Genomic DNA, 14,253 nt, shown 5'->3' with positions numbered 1-14,253 from the left:
GGCACCGGATACCCCGTGGCGGGGTGGCGCGAAGGCCGACCATTTTGTATGGTGGAAGAACAAAGTGGTTCCGCCCGTTCTCCGCACCTGACAGCGGGGTTCCCTGACCGGCGGGCGGGCCACTCTGTTCCCCGCCGTTCCCCGCACCCGGACCTCGTTCCGGAGCGGTCCGAGCGACGGCTTCCACAGACCCGCGCCCCGCACCGGGCCTTCCTCCCCGCCGGCCCGCGGACGGGGCGTGGCCGCCTCCGGCGGCGCCGGACCCGTCCGGCGCCGCCGAGGACGCGCCCCGCGCTCAGGCGGTCAGCGCCTCGTGGAAGCTGAGGGCCGCCAGCACGAGCATCACCCCGGCCGCGACCCTGGTGATCGTCTTCAGCGGCACCCGGCGCATCAGCGCGCGGCCGCCCACGATGCCGACGGCCGCGACCGCCCACAGGGCGAGGACCGCGCCGAGGGCCACCGAGAACGGGTCCTCGTAGCGGGCGGCGAGGTTGGCGGTCATGATCTGGGTGAGATCACCGAACTCGGCGACCAGGATCAGCGTGAAGCCGCTGGCCGCCACCTTCCAGAAGGACTGGTCGGCGGGCCCGCGCACCACCTCCTCCCCGTCCTCCCGCTTCAGCAGCAGCACCAGTGCGCCCCCCAGGAACAGCGCGCCGGTGATCCCCTGGACGAGTTGCTGCGGGAGCAGGGTGAGCACGCTGCCCGCGGCGACGGCGAGCGCGACGTGGACGGCGAAGGCGGCGGCGACACCCGCGAAGACGTACGAGGCGCGGTAGCGGGTGCCCAGCACCAGGCCCGCGAGGGCGGTCTTGTCGGGCAGCTCGGCGAGGAAGACGACGCCGAAGGTCACGGCGGAGACGGTGAGGCTGAGCACGGGGGCTCCCGGTTCGGTCGGGCCGCCGGAACCGAGGGGCCCGCCGGGGAGCGAACACACTTCGGCACGGCAGCGTCACGGAAGAACATGAACACTGCGGCCGAAGGTCTCGCTGGCACGGTGCGCGAGCACCGGCTCCGGGCGCCGGGCCGGACCGCCTCACGGCGGGCCGGCCAGTATGTCGACGGTCCGGCGAAGAGCTACTCCCCTTCAGACGCCACTCACCCTACGGGATCCCCCGCCGCCTCCCCAAACCCCGGCGGGGCCCGCCGTCACCGGAGGCGGCGGACCCCGCGGCGCGGCGCGTGCAGCCGCACCGCGTCACCGCGCGCGGGCGGACGCCCGGCGGACGGAAACCCCGGACCGCGCCCTTGATATGACGTGTTCATGTCCTCACCCTGTTACCTGGCACCCACCGGGAGGAAACCTTCCGCCGCCACCCTGACGGAGGTCACGCCCCGCCCCACGCCGTTCCCCACCACCCCACCCCAAGGGAGATCGCATGCACCGCACCCGCGGCGCCTTCGCACGGCACGGCTTCTACGCGCGTCGAGCCACGCTCCTCGGCACCCTCCTCGCCCTCTGCGCCGGCCTGCTGCTCCTGACCGGCCCCACCGCCCAGGCCGCGCCGCCCACCCCGCCGAGCGCCGCCACCGCCCGCTCCTACCTGAACGCCCTGACCGTCCGCGCCGAGGGCTCCTCCAGCGGCTACAGCCGCGACAGGTTCCCGCACTGGATCACCCAGAGCGGCAGCTGCAACACCCGCGAGGTCGTCCTGAAGCGGGACGGCACGGACGTGGTGCGGAACAGCAGTTGTGCGGCGACCGGCGGCCGCTGGTACTCCCCCTTCGACGGCGCCACCTGGTACGCCGCCTCCGACGTGGACATCGACCACGTCGTGCCGCTCGCCGAGGCCTGGCGCTCGGGCGCGAGCTCCTGGAGCACCGCGAAGCGCCAGGCGTTCGCCAACGAGCTGGGCATCGCGCAGCTCATCGCCGTCACCGACAACGTCAACCAGGCCAAGGGCGACAAGGACCCGGCGGAGTGGATGCCGCCGCGCACCGCCTACCACTGCACCTACGCCCGGATGTGGGTGTGGGTGAAGTACGACTACGGCCTGTCCGTGGACTCCGCCGAGAGGAACAAGCTCAGCAGCGTGCTCGGCGGCTGCTGAACCGCCTTCCTGCCCCTGCGGCCCTCCCCCGCCACTCCCGGAGCGACGTAGCATCCGGAACCGGAACGACACGTCCGAACGACGGAGGGAGGGCCGCCCGCATGGCCGGACTGCGCCTGGGACCGCTGCTGCGGTACGCCGACACCGACTCCGCGACCGTCTGGGTCGAGACCGACCGGCCCTGCGAGGCCGAGGTGCGGTGCGGACCGGAACCGCGGGGCGGCGGGGAACCGCGGGACGACGCGGGGCCGCGCGCCTCCTGCCGCACCTGGCAGGTCGCCGGACACCACTACGCCCTGATCCCCGTCACCGGGCTGCGCCCCGGCACCGAGACGCCCTACCGCGTGCTGCTGGACGGCGAACAGGTCTGGCCGCCGCCCGACTCCCCCTTCCCGCCCCCCGCCGTCCGGACCCTCCCGCCGTCGGACCCGTCCGCCGCCGGCGGCGGTGGCGGCGGAGGGCCGGACGGACCGCCGCTGCGCGTCGCCTTCGGCTCCTGCCGCTGGGCCGCCCGGCCCTCCGCCGCCGGGCACGCCGCGATCGGCCCCGACGCCCTGGACACCCTCGCCCGGCAGATCCTGGCCGGCACCGCCGAGCGCCCCGACGTCCTGCTGCTCCTGGGCGACCAGGTGTACGCGGACGAGACCTCCGAGGTGATGCGCCGCCGGATCGCCTCCCACCGGAGCCTGGCGGAACCGCCCTGGGGGCAGGTGGCGGACTACGAGGAGTACACCTGGCTGTACGAGGAGTCCTGGCTCGACCCCCGGGTGCGCTGGCTGCTGTCCACCGTCCCCACCTGCATGATCTTCGACGACCATGATCTGATCGACGACTGGAACACCAGCGAGGCCTGGCGCCGGGGGATCCGCGCCACCTCCTGGTGGCGCGAGCGGGTGCTGGGCGGGCTGACCTCCTACTGGGTCCACCAGCACCTGGGCAACCTCTCCCCCGCCGAGCTGGCCGCCGACGAGCTGTACGCGGTGGTGCGGAGCACGGACGGCGACGCGGCCGGCGCGCTGCGGGAGTTCGCCGGGCGCGCCGACGCCGATCCGGCCGCCGCCCGCTGGAGCTACCGCCGCGATCTGGGCCGGGTCCGGCTGCTGATGGTGGACACCCGGGCCGCCCGCGTCCTGGCCGAGGACGACCGCGCGATGCTGGACGCCGACGAGGGGCGGTGGCTGCGCGAGCAGGTGTTCGACGGGCATGGTTCGTACGACCACCTGCTGATCGGCTCGTCACTGCCCTGGCTGCTGCCGCCCGCCGTCCACGACGCCGAGGCATGGAACGCCGCGCTGTGCCGGGGCACCCGGGGGCCGCGCTGGGCGCGGCTGGGCGAGAAGGTGCGGCAGGCGGCCGACCTGGAGCACTGGGCGGCCTTCCCGGAGTCCTTCGGACGGCTGGGCGAGCTGCTCGCGGCGGCGGGCCGGGGCCCGGCGGCCCCGGCGACGGTGCTGGTGCTCTCCGGCGACGTGCACCACGCGTACACCGCCGAGCCGGACTTCGGGGAGCCGGTGGACGCCCGGGTGGCGCAGCTGACCTGCTCGCCGATGCACAACAGTGTTCCGGCGGTGATGCGCTGGGGCTTCCGCTTCGGCTGGAGCCGCACCGGCCGGCTGCTCGGCCGGATCCTGGCCCGGCACGGGCGGGCCGGACGGCCGCCGGTCGGCTGGCGGAAGACCGGCGGCCCGTGGTTCGGGAACCAGTTGATGACGCTCGCCCTGCACGGCCGCCGCGCCCGGCTGCGGCTGGACCGGACGCGTGACGGCGGCGAGGGCGGCGGCCCCGTCCTGGAGACGGTCCTCGACCGGGAGCTGAGCGGCCCCGGTCCCGGACCCGGTCCCGCCGCCCGCCCCGGCGAAGGCGCCGACGGCACCGCCGCCCCGGAGCGGTCCGGCCGCCCGGGCGGCCGGGCGGGGTGAGGCGGTCCGTCCGCGCGTCCGGCGGTGCCGCACTTCCGCCGCCGTCGCCGGTGGCGCGGTCGGGCCCGGGATTCTTTCCCCGGGGGCTGTGCGGGAGTTCCCCGGATCCGCGTGCGGGGCCGGTGGACGGCGTCCGCGGACCCGGTGCCCCCGGGGCCCCGGCGGGCCCGGAGCCCCCGGGCCGGACGCGGAGGTGCGCCCCGTGAGGGCGGCCGCCTCCGGGCCGCGCACGGGGAGGCACCGCCGTCGTGCCCCTGCCGCCGGGATGCCGGGCACCGGCGTCCGCCCCGCCGGTGCGGCGACGCCCCGCCCTCCCCCTCTCCCTCCCCCTCAGGTCTCACTCGCCGGGTGGCCGCCCGGAACGCCGCCGCGTCCGCCGTCCGCGCCCCCACCAGCACCGTCACCACCGCGACGGCCGCCACCGCCGTCCGCGCCGCGCACCACGGCATGTCCCGCTCCGGGACGCATCGTCCTCCGGGGGGACCCCGGAAGTACCTCCACAGGCCGTCGTGGCCTGTCGGTCCGCTCCCCTAGGCTCCGTCACATCCCGCCGTTCCCGGAGGAAGGGGTGCCGCCGCGCACCCCGGCCGATCCGTACGGGGACCGCGGGCGTACGCTGTACGACGAGACACCGCCCAGACCAGGGCCGGCCGGGGGAGCAGGAAGTGCAGGAGACATTGGGGGAGCTGATCCACGCACCGTGGATCTACGTGCTCATAGGACTGTCCGTGCTGCTGGACGTCTTCCTGCCCGTGCTGCCCAGCGGTGTCATCGTGATCGCCGCCGCGACCGCCGTCGCGGGATCGGCCGGTCTGCCCGCCCCGCCCGCCGACGCCCCGCTCCCCGAGATCTGCGCGCTGGTGCTGTGCGCCGCCACCGCGTCCGTCCTGGGCGATCTGGTGCTGTACCGGCTCGCCTGGCGCGGCAGTGCGCGCTTCGACCGGGCCGTCGCCCGTTCCCGTCGGCTGACGGCCGCCCAGCGGCAGCTCGGCCATGTCCTGACCTCCGGCGGCGGCCCCCTGGTCGTGCTGGCCCGGTTCGCCCCGGCCGGACGCTCGGTGATGAGCCTGGCGGCGGGCGCCGCTCACCGGCGGGCCGTGGAGTTCCTTCCCTGGTCGGCCCTGGCGGGCCTGGTCTGGTCGGGATACGGCGTCGGCGTCGGCTACTTCGGCGGACAGTGGCTGGGGGCGAGCTGGCTCGGTACGGTGGTCCCGGTGCTGGCCCTCTTCGGGGCGGGCGCGCTGGCCGCCTATCTGGTGCGGCGCAGGCCCGCGCAGGCGCAGGCGTCCTGACGCCTGTCGGCTCAGTCCCCTGTCCCGGCTCGGTTCCGGGCGGGCCCGGGCCGGCACTCCCCCTCGGTGATCCACGGCTCGAAGCCGGCCGGGCCCTTCCGCGGGTCCTTCTCGTCCAGCACCAGGCACACCGCGAGTCCGCTCACCTCGTCCGTGAGCTGGAACTGGTAGGTCGTCAGATAGCCGCCCGGCACGTCCTCCGGCCGGTTCTCGGCGTCGACGACGTCCACGTGCGGCACCGGCAGGTCCAGCCGCCGGGCGGCCTCCTCCACCGCGTGGCGCACCTCACCGGAGACGGCCCGGTAGGAGTGGTGCCGGATCCGCCGGTCCGCCGTGGACCCGGCGGCCTCCGCCGCCACCCGCCGCAGTTCGGCGCGGTCGAGGCCGCCCCGGGGCGCGTTGACGTACCACAGCGTGCCGGCGACCGCGCCCAGCAGCGCCAGCCCGATGGTCGAGGCCACCCATGTGCGCACCGCCACCCCCGTCCCGGTCGACCGTGACCGAGATGCTACGCGCCCCCGCCGCCGCGGCCACCGACACCGGCGCGCGTGAACGGGCCGCGATCCGGGGGCGGAACCGGCGGGGGCGGGGCACGGCGCGTCAGGGCTTGCGGGCCACCCCCGCGAACATGGACACCTCGGCGTCGGTGACGTCCGCGTACGGCTGGTCCGGTTCCGGCTTCCAGCGGTGCGGGACCACCAGGCCGGGCTCGACGAACTCCAGTCCGTCGAAGAACCGCAGGATCTGCTCGCGGGTGCGGTCCTGGGCGGAGGCCGCGGAGCCGGACATCGACATCCGGTGCAGGCGGTCCCAGGTCTCGGGGTCCAGGTCGGGGGTGCAGTGGCTGAGGGTGAGGTAGCTGCCGGAGGGCAGCTCGTCCACCAGCCGGGCCACCAGTTCGTACGGCTTCTTCGCGTCGTTGATGTAGTGGAGCAGCGCGTTGAGGGAGAGCGCGACCGGACGGCTCATGTCCAGCGTCTCGAGCAGCTCGGGGTGGGCCAGGATGGAGTCCGGTTCGGTCGCGTCCGCGTGCAGGTAGACGGTGCGGCCCTCCGGCGTACTGCGCAGCAGGGCCTGCGCATAGCGCAGCACGATGGGGTCGTTGTCGGCGTAGACGACCCGGGCCTGCGGTGCCACGCCCTGTACGACCTGGTGCAGGTTGGGCTCGGTCGGTATACCGGTGCCGATGTCCAGGAACTGCCGGATGCCCGCCTCGCGCACCAGCCAGCGGGCCGCCCGGTGCATGAAGGCCCGGTTGACCTGGGCCCCGGTCCGCACCCCGGGCCAGATGCCGATGACGGCCTCGGCGCCCTGGATGTCGGCCGGGTAGTTGGTCTTGCCTCCGAGGAAGTAGTCGTACATGCGGGCCGAGTGCGGCCTGCTGGTGTCGATGTCGTCGGCGGAGAAGCCCTGGGCGGTCATCTGTCGGTCTCCCCTGGAATGGATGGTCGGCTGGGCGGCTCAGGCGAGCAGGAAGTCGGCCTCACCGAGCTTGGCGCCCCGGATGAAGGACTCGATCTCCTGGTAGGTGTAGATCAGCGCGGGGCCGTCGGGGTCACTGGACTGCCGCAGGGCCACGCGGCCGTCACCGAGCTTCATCGCTTCCACGCAGTTGCCGCCGTTGGTGCCGCTCCAGGGCTTGTGCCAGCCCTCGTTTCCCAGCTCCCTGGCGGGCATGCCGTTGTAAATGTGGCCCATCGGTCAGAACTCCTTGCGAATGGCATCGAGGAACTCCCCGGTGCGTCGTACTGATACGGCCTGCGCGACCATCCGGTCCAGGACCTCCAGGTACGCGGCCGTGTCGGGGCGCTCGTCGAGGTAGACGGCGCCGGTGAGGCTCTCGCTGTAGACGATGTCCGGCAGTTCCGGTATGTCGAAGCGGAACAACTGGAAGGGTCCGAACATGCCCGGGTGCGGGCCCGCTTCGAAAGGCAGCACCTGGACCGTGACGTTCGGCATCGTCATAGCCTCCAGCAGCCGGTCGATCTGGGCCCGCATGACCTCTGGTCCCCCGACGGGTCTGCGCAGCACCGTCTCGTCCATGACGACCCACAGCCGCGGCGCCCCGGTTCCGCCGAGGAGCGACTGCCGCTTCATGCGGAGCGTGACGCGGCGGTCCAGCTCCTCCTCGGGGGCGTTGGGGAAGCCTGTGCGCAGCAGTTCGCGCGCGTAGTCCTCGGTCTGGAGCAGACCGGGGACGCAGTGGGGTTCGTAGCCGCGGAGGGTGTTGGCGGCGCCCTCCAGGCTCACGTACAGACCGAACCAGTCCGGCAGTACGTCCCGGAAACGGTGCCACCAGCCCGGTCTGCGGGAGTCCTCCACCAGTGAGAGGAACGCGTCGATCTCCGGCCGCGCGACCTCGTAGGTCTCCAGCAGCTTCTCCACGAAGAGCGGTTTCAGGCCGACTTCGGCCTTCTCCATGCGGCGGACCGTGGCGACGTTGACGCTGAGGGCGCGGGCGGCCTCCTCGTACGAGCAGCCGGCCCTCTCCCGCAGGTCGCGGAGTCTCAGGCCGAGCACTATCCGCCCGACGGTCGTCACGTTCCCTCCCTCACAAGGCTTTTGGACAGCGAGTCTGACATACCGTCGGTGACGCTAACAGCTTGCCGTCGATATTCTGCAATTTGCAAGACGCCTCTTGCCTTCTGCCTACCGCAGCGAGGATAGTGAGGGTCCCCGCAGGAGGACGGACGGACTGGAAGGCGGAAGCCGTGGCGCTACCCCAAGGCACGATGACGATCCCCAGCCGGGTCGGAATCTGCCCCGACCTGCGCCAGGAGACCTTCGAACTCCCGGCCCAGGCCGTCTCCGTGGCCGACGCCCGCAACCGCGCCTACCAGCGGCTGCGGCAGTGGGGCATCGCACCGGACGTCTGCAGCACCGCACGGCTGGTGGTGTCCGAACTGTTCACCAACGCCGTGCTGCACACCGACAGCGACCGGATCGGCTGTCTGCTGCACGTCGCCGACGACCAGATCCGCATCGAGGTACGCGACCAGGGCAGCTACGCGAGCACGCCGATGCTGCACTTCCCGCGCTCCGACGAGGAGCGCGGCCGCGGTCTGCTGCTGATCGAGACCATCGCCCAGACGTGGGGTGTCGAATCCGCCGGCCCCGGATTGGGCCACATCGTCTGGGCCGTCATCCGCCCCTGAGCCGTCCAGCGGCCGGATGACGCGCGAGGGGCCCGGGACCCGTCCCGGCGAGGGGACGGGACCCGGGCCGCACACAAGCAGGGGGCTCGAGCCGAGTGGGGGCGGCTCGGGCCCCCTCGCCACTGCCCCGCCCGCTCACCCCCCGTGCCCTACTCCGTGATCCGCTCCACGGGGATCCACAGCTGCGACCGCGCCCGCTTCCCGTCCGCCGAGAGCCGGGTACGCAGGATCTCCGGGCCCGGCCGGGTGCGGTACGGGTTGGCGGGGAACCACTGCGTGAACACGTCCCGCCACAGGTACTGGACCGCCCGCGGGGACTCGCCCGAGCTCTCGAAGACCGCCCAGCTCCCGGCCGGAACGGCCAGGGCCTCCAGGGACTCCGGCGCCTCGGCGCCGGTCACCACCCCGTGCCAGTAGTCGAGTTCACTGCCCTCCGCCCGGTCTCCGGCGAGGTTGTCGACCGCGGCCACGACGCCGTCCGGCTCCTGGTCGGACAGCTGTGCCAGCCGCCGGTTCACCTCCCGGCCGATCCCGCGGACGAACTCCGCGATGGCCGGGTTCTCCCCCTCGTGCACCAGGGGGACGCGCGTTCTGAGCCCGACCACCCGGAACCCCTCCTTCTTCACCACTCGGTACTCCATGCCGACACTCCCTTCGACGACGAGCCGGAAGGACATCCGGGGCTGGGAACGCAGGGCCGCGCCGGTCCTGCGGGCCTCGCCCGGCCCGACGCCGTGCATCGCGCGGAAGGCTCGGGCGAACGCCTCGCCCGAGCCGTAGCCGTACCGCACCGCGATGTCGAGCAGCGTCCGCTCCCCCGCGAGCACCTCGGCTCCGGCGACGGTGAGCCGCCGGCGGCGGACGTACTCGGACAGCCCGATGCCCGCCAGCGCCGCGAACAGCCGCCGGAAGTGGTACTCCGAGGTGGCGGCGATCCGCGCCAGCTCGGCCGTCCCGACCGGTCGGCCGAGGTTCCGCTCGATGTGCTCCAGGGCCTGGTTCAGCCGGTCCAGCACCAGGTCCTCCTCCCGTCCGCTCCGCCCGGACAGCCCGTCCGGTCCTCGTTCTCCTCCGGTTCCTCACCGTTTCCGGGCTCCACGCTAGGGAGGACCCAAGCCGCCGCGCCCGACTTCTCGTGCCCGCTCCGGTCGGTTCGCGGCCGGTCCCGCACCGACGAGCCGCCGAGCCGTCAAGCCGTCTTGGCGTCAGGTCGCCTTGGCGAGAAGGTGGCGGTATGACCACTCCGGACGACCTCGAGAAACGGCACACCCTGCTGACCGCCACCGCGCGCCATGACGCCCTGCGCGCCCGCGACGCCCTGGCCCCGCACGGCGGCGAGGACGACGGGGACGACGGGGACGGTCCGCCCGACCACCGGCCGCTGTCCCGCGAGGAGGCGCTGGAGCTGCTCGCACTGGGCGAGGTCATCGTCCGCAAGGCGGCCTGCGGGCGTCAGCTCTCGGTGCGCTCCGCCCGCCGGGCCGGGGCCTCCTGGTCCCGGATCGGCGCGGCCCTGGGCACCAGCAAGCAGGCCGCCTGGGAGGCGCACAACCGGTGGATCGACGAGCAGGCCGAGCGGCACCCGGACAGCGGGCACCGGGGCCTGGACGACGGAGAGGTGGCAGCCGCCCGGGCGCTCGCCGGCCGCCCCGACGAGGACTCCGACGACAGCGGGGGCAGCGACGACAGCGGGGACGGAGGCCGCTAGTCGTGGTGCCTCGGGGCCTTGGTTACGCGGATTCCTCGAAGGTGAGCTGCTGCGGGATGTCCGCGAGTGGTTCGGGCGGCTGGTCGAAGACGATCCGGTAGCCGCTCCCGGCGGTCCGGCTGACGGGCGGCCGGCCGCCGAGCGCGGCGTGCGGCCGCCCGTGGTTGTAGCAGTTCACGAACTCCGCGAGCACGACGCGGCGTTCACGCTCGGCCGGGTAGTCGCGGACGTACGCCCACTCGCGGGAGAGCCTCCCGTGGCACCTCTCCGCCCTCCCGTTCGTACGCGGCCTGTACGGGCCTGGTCCGCTTGTGCTCCGTACCGGTCACGGCGAGCGCGTCAGCCCAGGTCGTAGACCGGTGGCACGCGCCGTTGTCGGTGAGGCGGCGGCGGATCGGCGTGACGCCGTGGGCGGCGAGGAAGGCAACGGCCCGGTGCCGGAAGGCGGCCGCGGTGACGGCCTTCCCCTCGTCCAGGACCTCGGTGCAGGCGAGCCGGGAGTGGTCGTCGAGCGCCGGATGCAGGTACGTGTATCCGACCTTGCCGGTGCCGGGACCGGTGCGTTTGGAGGCGCGGGCGGATTCGGTGCCGACGCCGTGCAGCCGCTGTAGGCCGGCGCGAGCCGACCTGGCCCGTGCTTGGTCTGCCGCCGCAGCGCCTCCACCAGGTCGGCGATGTCCTCGGGGGTGCGGGCGGGGCCGGTGGTGGGGCGGCGGGAGTGGTCGAGCAGTCCGTTCTCACCGTGCGCGCGCCGGCGGGCGTACCACTCGGCCAGGCAGCGGAGGGAGATCCCGGCTTCCGCGGCGACGTGCGCGATCGGACGTCCGGCGTCGATCCGCAGACACAAGCGCAGACGTCCTTCGGGGTCAGCGGTGCGTTCCGGTGCCCCCTGCTGGTGGCGTTCCCGGACTCGGCGGCCGCGTTCACCGGGAGCCCTGGGATCTCAGGGCTCCCACGTGAGCGGCTGTGCGTGGCGTCAGCGTGCGAACTTCTCGATGGCCGCCGGGGTGACGGGGGCGAAGAAGTTGACGAGGTTGCCGTCGGGGTCACGGAACAGCAGCGACCGGTTGCCCCAGGGCATCGTGGTGGGCTCGGTGACGAAGTCGGTGACGAGGCCGGTCAGGTTCTGGTGCACGCGGTCCACGTCGTCGACGAGGAACTCGGTGATCACGCTGTGGTTGTCCGCCGGACGGGCGGAGCCCGGGGCGAACAGCGGGACGGTGCGGGTGCCGGCGATCGCGAGGGTGGCGCCCGAGGTCTTGAGTTCGGCGAAGTCCTCGGTGGCCCACGTCGCCTGCGCCCCTGTGGCGCGCTCGTAGAACTCGACGAGGCGCGCTACGTCGCCGGTGATGATGCGGATCGAGACGAAGTCCATGGGAATCTCCTCGGCTGTGCTGGAGGGATGCACGTCGCAGGCTAGGAGAAATAGTGGACAGAATCGGTCCTGTATCCGCGTTAGGCTGCGAACCATGCCCCGACCCGCCGGCCGCGTGCTGACACTCCTGGAGCTGCTGCAGTCGGGCGGCACCCGGACGGTGGCCGAACTCGCCGACCGGCTCGGCGTCGAAGGGCGCACCGTGCGGCGGTATGTGGACCAGCTGATCGACCTGGACGTGCCCGTGGAGTCGGTGCGCGGCCGCTACGGCGGGTACCGGCTCGCCCCCGGGTACCGCTTGCCTCCGCTCATGCTCAGCGACGACGAGGCGCTGGCCGTGCTGCTCGGCCTGGTCGCCGGCCGCCGGGCAGGGCTGACGACGACGCAGCACACGGCGAGCGAGACGGCGTCGGCGAAGATCCGGCGGGTGCTGCCCAAGCACATCGCCCGCCGGCTCGACACACTCCTGGAAGCCCTCGCCTTCACGGACCGGCCCGGCGAGTTCGACACCCCGGACGCCGGGGTCCTGCTCACCGTCGCCGATGCGGTGCGCCACCGCCGACCGGTCTCGATCCGCTACACCGACCGCGACGGACGGCGCAGCGAACGCACACTGCACGCGTACGGGATCGTCGCCCATGCGGGCCGGTGGTACGTCACGGGCAAGGACGCCCGGATCGGCGAGGACCGGACCTTCCGGCTCGACCGCATCGCAGACGCGCGGACCCTGCCCGGCTCATTCGAAGCACCGACGGGTCCCGCTCCGGCACAGCGCGTGTTGTCAGGATTCGCCACGGCCGAGTACCGGCATGCGGTGACCTTGCGGATCCACGGGACGGTCGAGCAGGTCCGCGCCCACCTTCCCGCCGGCGTCGCGAGCCTGGAGGAGCACGAGCCCGCGGCCGGCGAGGACCGGGCGACCGAGCGCTGGCTGCGCGTGGAACTGCGGGTGGAGCGGCTCGACTGGTTGCCTCCAGTACTCGCGGCACTCGGCCGGCCGTTCGTCATCGAGCGCCCCGCTGAACTCCGCGACCTCGTCATCGCGCTCGCCGATCGCCTCACGTCCTGCGCCCGCCGAGCCTGACAGCGAGGAACCGGTGTCATGAGACGGCACAGCCAGTGCCACGCCGGTCAGGGTTCTGCCCGGTGGCGAGGCGTCCTGGCACCGGGCGCCGTACCCGTCACCCCGCCGGCCCGGCCGTCCCGCCGGCGTCCCCGTCGCCGGCGTTCCCGTCGCCGCCGCCTGCCGCCTCCTCCGCGGCGGCCAGCGCGAGCCGCCAGGGGTACTCCTCCGGGCGCCCCCGTCCCGGCGGGTTCGGCTCGAACCCGCCGGGCCCGTACAGCACCCGCACCCCCGCCTCGCGCAGCGTCTCCAGCGACCGGCCGAACTGCGGGTGCCGGGCGTATGCCGAGTTCACGCACGGCATCACCACCAGCGGGACGCGCTTGCCGATCGCCTCCATCGTGAAGCCCGCGACGAACGTCGTGGCGATGCCCAGCGCACAGGCGTTGACCGTGTTCAGGGTCGCCGGGGCCACCACCACCACGTCCGCACGGGGCCAGACGTCCGGGGTGCCCAGGGCCCGGTAGGCGCTGCGCACCGGGTGCCCGGTCAGCCGCTCCAGCTCCGGCAACCGGTCCCCCAGCCAGTCGCGCGCGGTCGGCGTCACCCCCAGGCACACGTCCCATCCCCGTGCCTGGGCGTCGCGGACCGCCCGGTCGGCGTATACGACCGGCGGAGCGGCGCAACCCAGGAGATACAGAACTCGGTTCTTCATCGAATTCCCTTCGTGGACACCCCCGGCTTCAGCCGGGGGAGGAAACGAAACTCCTGCGAAGCGGGGCAGGGGAAGACGAATCGCCGCCAGGGCGATTCGGCGTTTGCGCCACCGGCCGACACCCGCTGCTCACGCGGAACTTGATAGAATGTGAGGCGTGACGCGGCAGGTCAAGCGGGCGTATCGGTACCGCTTCTACCCCACGGACGAGCAGGCGGCGGAGCTGTCGCGCACGTTCGGCTGCGTCCGTCTCGTCTACAACAAGGCCCTGGAGGAACGTACGCGGGCCTGGTACGGCGAGCAGCGTCGCATCTCCTACGCGCAGTCCTCCGCGTTGTTGACGGAGTGGAAGAGGACCGAGGAGCCGGCGTTCCTGACGGAGGTGTCCTCCGTCCCGCTCCAGCAGGCACTGCGCCACCTCCAGACGGCGTTTGCCAACTTCTTCGCCAAGCGCGCCAAGTACCCGCGCTACAAGAGCCGGAAGAAGTCCCGCGCGTCGGCCGAGTACACCCGCAGCGCGTTCACGTGGCGCGACGGCAAGCTGACCCTGGCGAAGATGGCCGGGCCGCTGGACATCCGCTGGTCCCGCCCTCTCCCGGAGGGTGCGGAGCCTTCGACGGTGACCGTGTCCCGCGACGCGGCGGGTCGCTGGTTCGTCTCCCTGCTGTGCGAGGACCGGATCGCTCCGGCCCCGGTCACCACGGCGGCGGTCGGCATCGACGCGGGTATCGCCTCCCTGGTGACGCTGTCCACCGGGGAGAAGATCACCAACCCCCGGCACGAGCGCCGTGACCGGACCCGGCTGGCGAAGGCGCAGCGGGAGCTGTCGCGGAAGGCGAAGGGCTCGGCCAACCGCGCCAAGGCCCGGCGCAAGGTCGCCAAAGTCCACGCGCGGATCGCCGACCGGCGCCGCGACTTCCTGCACAAGCTGTCCACTCGGCTCGTCCGTGAGAACCAAACGGTCGTGATCGAGGA

The 14,253-nt window shown here is 73.3% G+C and carries 16 protein-coding genes and 2 pseudogenes; 8 read left to right on the top strand and 10 right to left on the bottom strand.

The window, feature by feature from the left end; genetic code table 11:
* Nucleotides 1–295: 295 nt before the first annotated feature.
* Nucleotides 296–877, bottom strand: a complete 582-nt coding sequence (locus tag CUT44_RS29765) for a TMEM165/GDT1 family protein (protein WP_100205032.1) — start codon at nucleotides 875–877, stop codon at nucleotides 296–298.
* A gap of 502 nt (nucleotides 878–1,379) precedes the next feature.
* Between CUT44_RS29765 and CUT44_RS29760 the strand changes: the two genes are divergently transcribed.
* The 3 genes from CUT44_RS29760 (at nucleotide 1,380) to CUT44_RS29750 (ending at nucleotide 5,262) form a co-directional block, all read left to right on the top strand.
* The gene (locus CUT44_RS29760; protein ID WP_100205031.1) at nucleotides 1,380–2,051 is read left to right on the top strand and encodes an HNH endonuclease family protein; all 672 of its coding nucleotides are present in this window, start codon (nucleotides 1,380–1,382) and stop codon (nucleotides 2,049–2,051) included.
* A gap of 101 nt (nucleotides 2,052–2,152) precedes the next feature.
* Nucleotides 2,153–3,970 carry an alkaline phosphatase D family protein gene (locus CUT44_RS29755; protein ID WP_100205030.1) on the top strand — a complete coding sequence of 606 codons (1,818 nt, stop codon included), beginning with the start codon at nucleotides 2,153–2,155 and terminating at the stop codon, nucleotides 3,968–3,970.
* Between the two features lie 665 nt (nucleotides 3,971–4,635).
* Nucleotides 4,636–5,262, top strand: coding sequence for a DedA family protein (locus CUT44_RS29750; RefSeq protein WP_100205029.1), 627 nt, complete (start codon nucleotides 4,636–4,638; stop codon nucleotides 5,260–5,262).
* A gap of 11 nt (nucleotides 5,263–5,273) precedes the next feature.
* On the opposite strand, the gene CUT44_RS29745 is transcribed toward CUT44_RS29750, so the two are convergent.
* The 4 genes from CUT44_RS29745 to CUT44_RS29730 all read right to left on the bottom strand — a co-directional run bounded on the left by CUT44_RS29745 (nucleotide 5,274) and on the right by CUT44_RS29730 (nucleotide 7,803).
* On the bottom strand, nucleotides 5,274–5,735 hold the full coding sequence (locus tag CUT44_RS29745) for a hypothetical protein (RefSeq protein WP_146252323.1): 462 nt from the start codon (nucleotides 5,733–5,735) through the stop codon (nucleotides 5,274–5,276).
* Between the two features lie 127 nt (nucleotides 5,736–5,862).
* On the bottom strand, nucleotides 5,863–6,684 hold the full coding sequence (locus tag CUT44_RS29740) for an SAM-dependent methyltransferase (protein ID WP_100205027.1): 822 nt from the start codon (nucleotides 6,682–6,684) through the stop codon (nucleotides 5,863–5,865).
* A gap of 39 nt (nucleotides 6,685–6,723) precedes the next feature.
* A complete protein-coding gene (locus tag CUT44_RS29735; protein ID WP_100205026.1) occupies nucleotides 6,724–6,960 on the bottom strand; it encodes a DUF397 domain-containing protein in 237 nt (78 codons plus the stop codon).
* A gap of 3 nt (nucleotides 6,961–6,963) precedes the next feature.
* A complete protein-coding gene (locus CUT44_RS29730) occupies nucleotides 6,964–7,803 on the bottom strand; it encodes a helix-turn-helix domain-containing protein (RefSeq protein WP_233221757.1) in 840 nt (279 codons plus the stop codon).
* A gap of 191 nt (nucleotides 7,804–7,994) precedes the next feature.
* Here CUT44_RS29730 and CUT44_RS29725 point away from each other — a divergent pair, with 191 nt between their 5' ends.
* Nucleotides 7,995–8,417: an ATP-binding protein gene (locus CUT44_RS29725; RefSeq protein ID WP_100205025.1), complete on the top strand. Its 423-nt coding sequence runs from the start codon at nucleotides 7,995–7,997 to the stop codon at nucleotides 8,415–8,417.
* A 149-nt stretch (nucleotides 8,418–8,566) separates the two neighbouring features.
* Here the strand turns inward: CUT44_RS29725 and CUT44_RS29720 are convergent, their stop codons facing one another.
* Complete coding sequence (locus CUT44_RS29720; RefSeq protein ID WP_100205024.1) at nucleotides 8,567–9,433, bottom strand: AraC family transcriptional regulator; 867 nt, start codon at nucleotides 9,431–9,433, stop codon at nucleotides 8,567–8,569.
* Between the two features lie 218 nt (nucleotides 9,434–9,651).
* On the opposite strand from CUT44_RS29720, the gene CUT44_RS29715 reads away from it, so the two are divergent.
* Entirely contained in the window at nucleotides 9,652–10,125 is a 474-nt protein-coding gene (locus tag CUT44_RS29715) for a hypothetical protein (RefSeq protein ID WP_100205023.1), read from the top strand.
* A gap of 22 nt (nucleotides 10,126–10,147) precedes the next feature.
* Here CUT44_RS29715 and CUT44_RS34985 read toward each other — a convergent pair.
* A pseudogene (locus CUT44_RS34985) lies at nucleotides 10,148–10,411 on the bottom strand (integrase core domain-containing protein); the annotation flags it as partial.
* A 73-nt stretch (nucleotides 10,412–10,484) separates the two neighbouring features.
* Between CUT44_RS34985 and CUT44_RS34980 the strand changes: the two are divergent.
* Entirely contained in the window at nucleotides 10,485–10,736 is a 252-nt protein-coding gene (locus tag CUT44_RS34980; RefSeq protein ID WP_408646826.1) for a hypothetical protein, read from the top strand.
* Nucleotides 10,737–10,795: 59 nt separating this feature from the next.
* On the opposite strand, the pseudogene CUT44_RS34975 reads toward CUT44_RS34980, so the two are convergent.
* Together CUT44_RS34975 and CUT44_RS29705 are read right to left on the bottom strand one after the other, a co-directional pair.
* Nucleotides 10,796–10,972, bottom strand: a pseudogene (locus tag CUT44_RS34975) (helix-turn-helix domain-containing protein); the annotation flags it as partial.
* 129 nt (nucleotides 10,973–11,101) lie between these two features.
* Nucleotides 11,102–11,500, bottom strand: a complete 399-nt coding sequence (locus CUT44_RS29705) for a VOC family protein (RefSeq protein ID WP_100205022.1) — start codon at nucleotides 11,498–11,500, stop codon at nucleotides 11,102–11,104.
* Nucleotides 11,501–11,594: 94 nt separating this feature from the next.
* Between CUT44_RS29705 and CUT44_RS29700 the strand changes: the two genes are divergently transcribed.
* The gene (locus CUT44_RS29700; protein WP_100205021.1) at nucleotides 11,595–12,584 is read left to right on the top strand and encodes a helix-turn-helix transcriptional regulator; all 990 of its coding nucleotides are present in this window, start codon (nucleotides 11,595–11,597) and stop codon (nucleotides 12,582–12,584) included.
* A 97-nt stretch (nucleotides 12,585–12,681) separates the two neighbouring features.
* Here CUT44_RS29700 and CUT44_RS29695 read toward each other — a convergent pair whose 3' ends face one another.
* Nucleotides 12,682–13,278 carry a flavoprotein gene (locus CUT44_RS29695; RefSeq protein ID WP_100205020.1) on the bottom strand — a complete coding sequence of 199 codons (597 nt, stop codon included), beginning with the start codon at nucleotides 13,276–13,278 and terminating at the stop codon, nucleotides 12,682–12,684.
* Between the two features lie 157 nt (nucleotides 13,279–13,435).
* Here CUT44_RS29695 and CUT44_RS29690 point away from each other — a divergent pair.
* Nucleotides 13,436–14,253, top strand: an 818-nt coding sequence (locus CUT44_RS29690) for an RNA-guided endonuclease InsQ/TnpB family protein (protein ID WP_233221756.1), incomplete at its 3' end; no start/stop codon positions are given.

It is taken from the genome of Streptomyces carminius (assembly GCF_002794255.1).
In the GTDB taxonomy this organism is placed as follows: domain Bacteria; phylum Actinomycetota; class Actinomycetes; order Streptomycetales; family Streptomycetaceae; genus Streptomyces; species Streptomyces carminius.
This window is presented reverse-complemented; position numbering and strand designations above follow the sequence as displayed.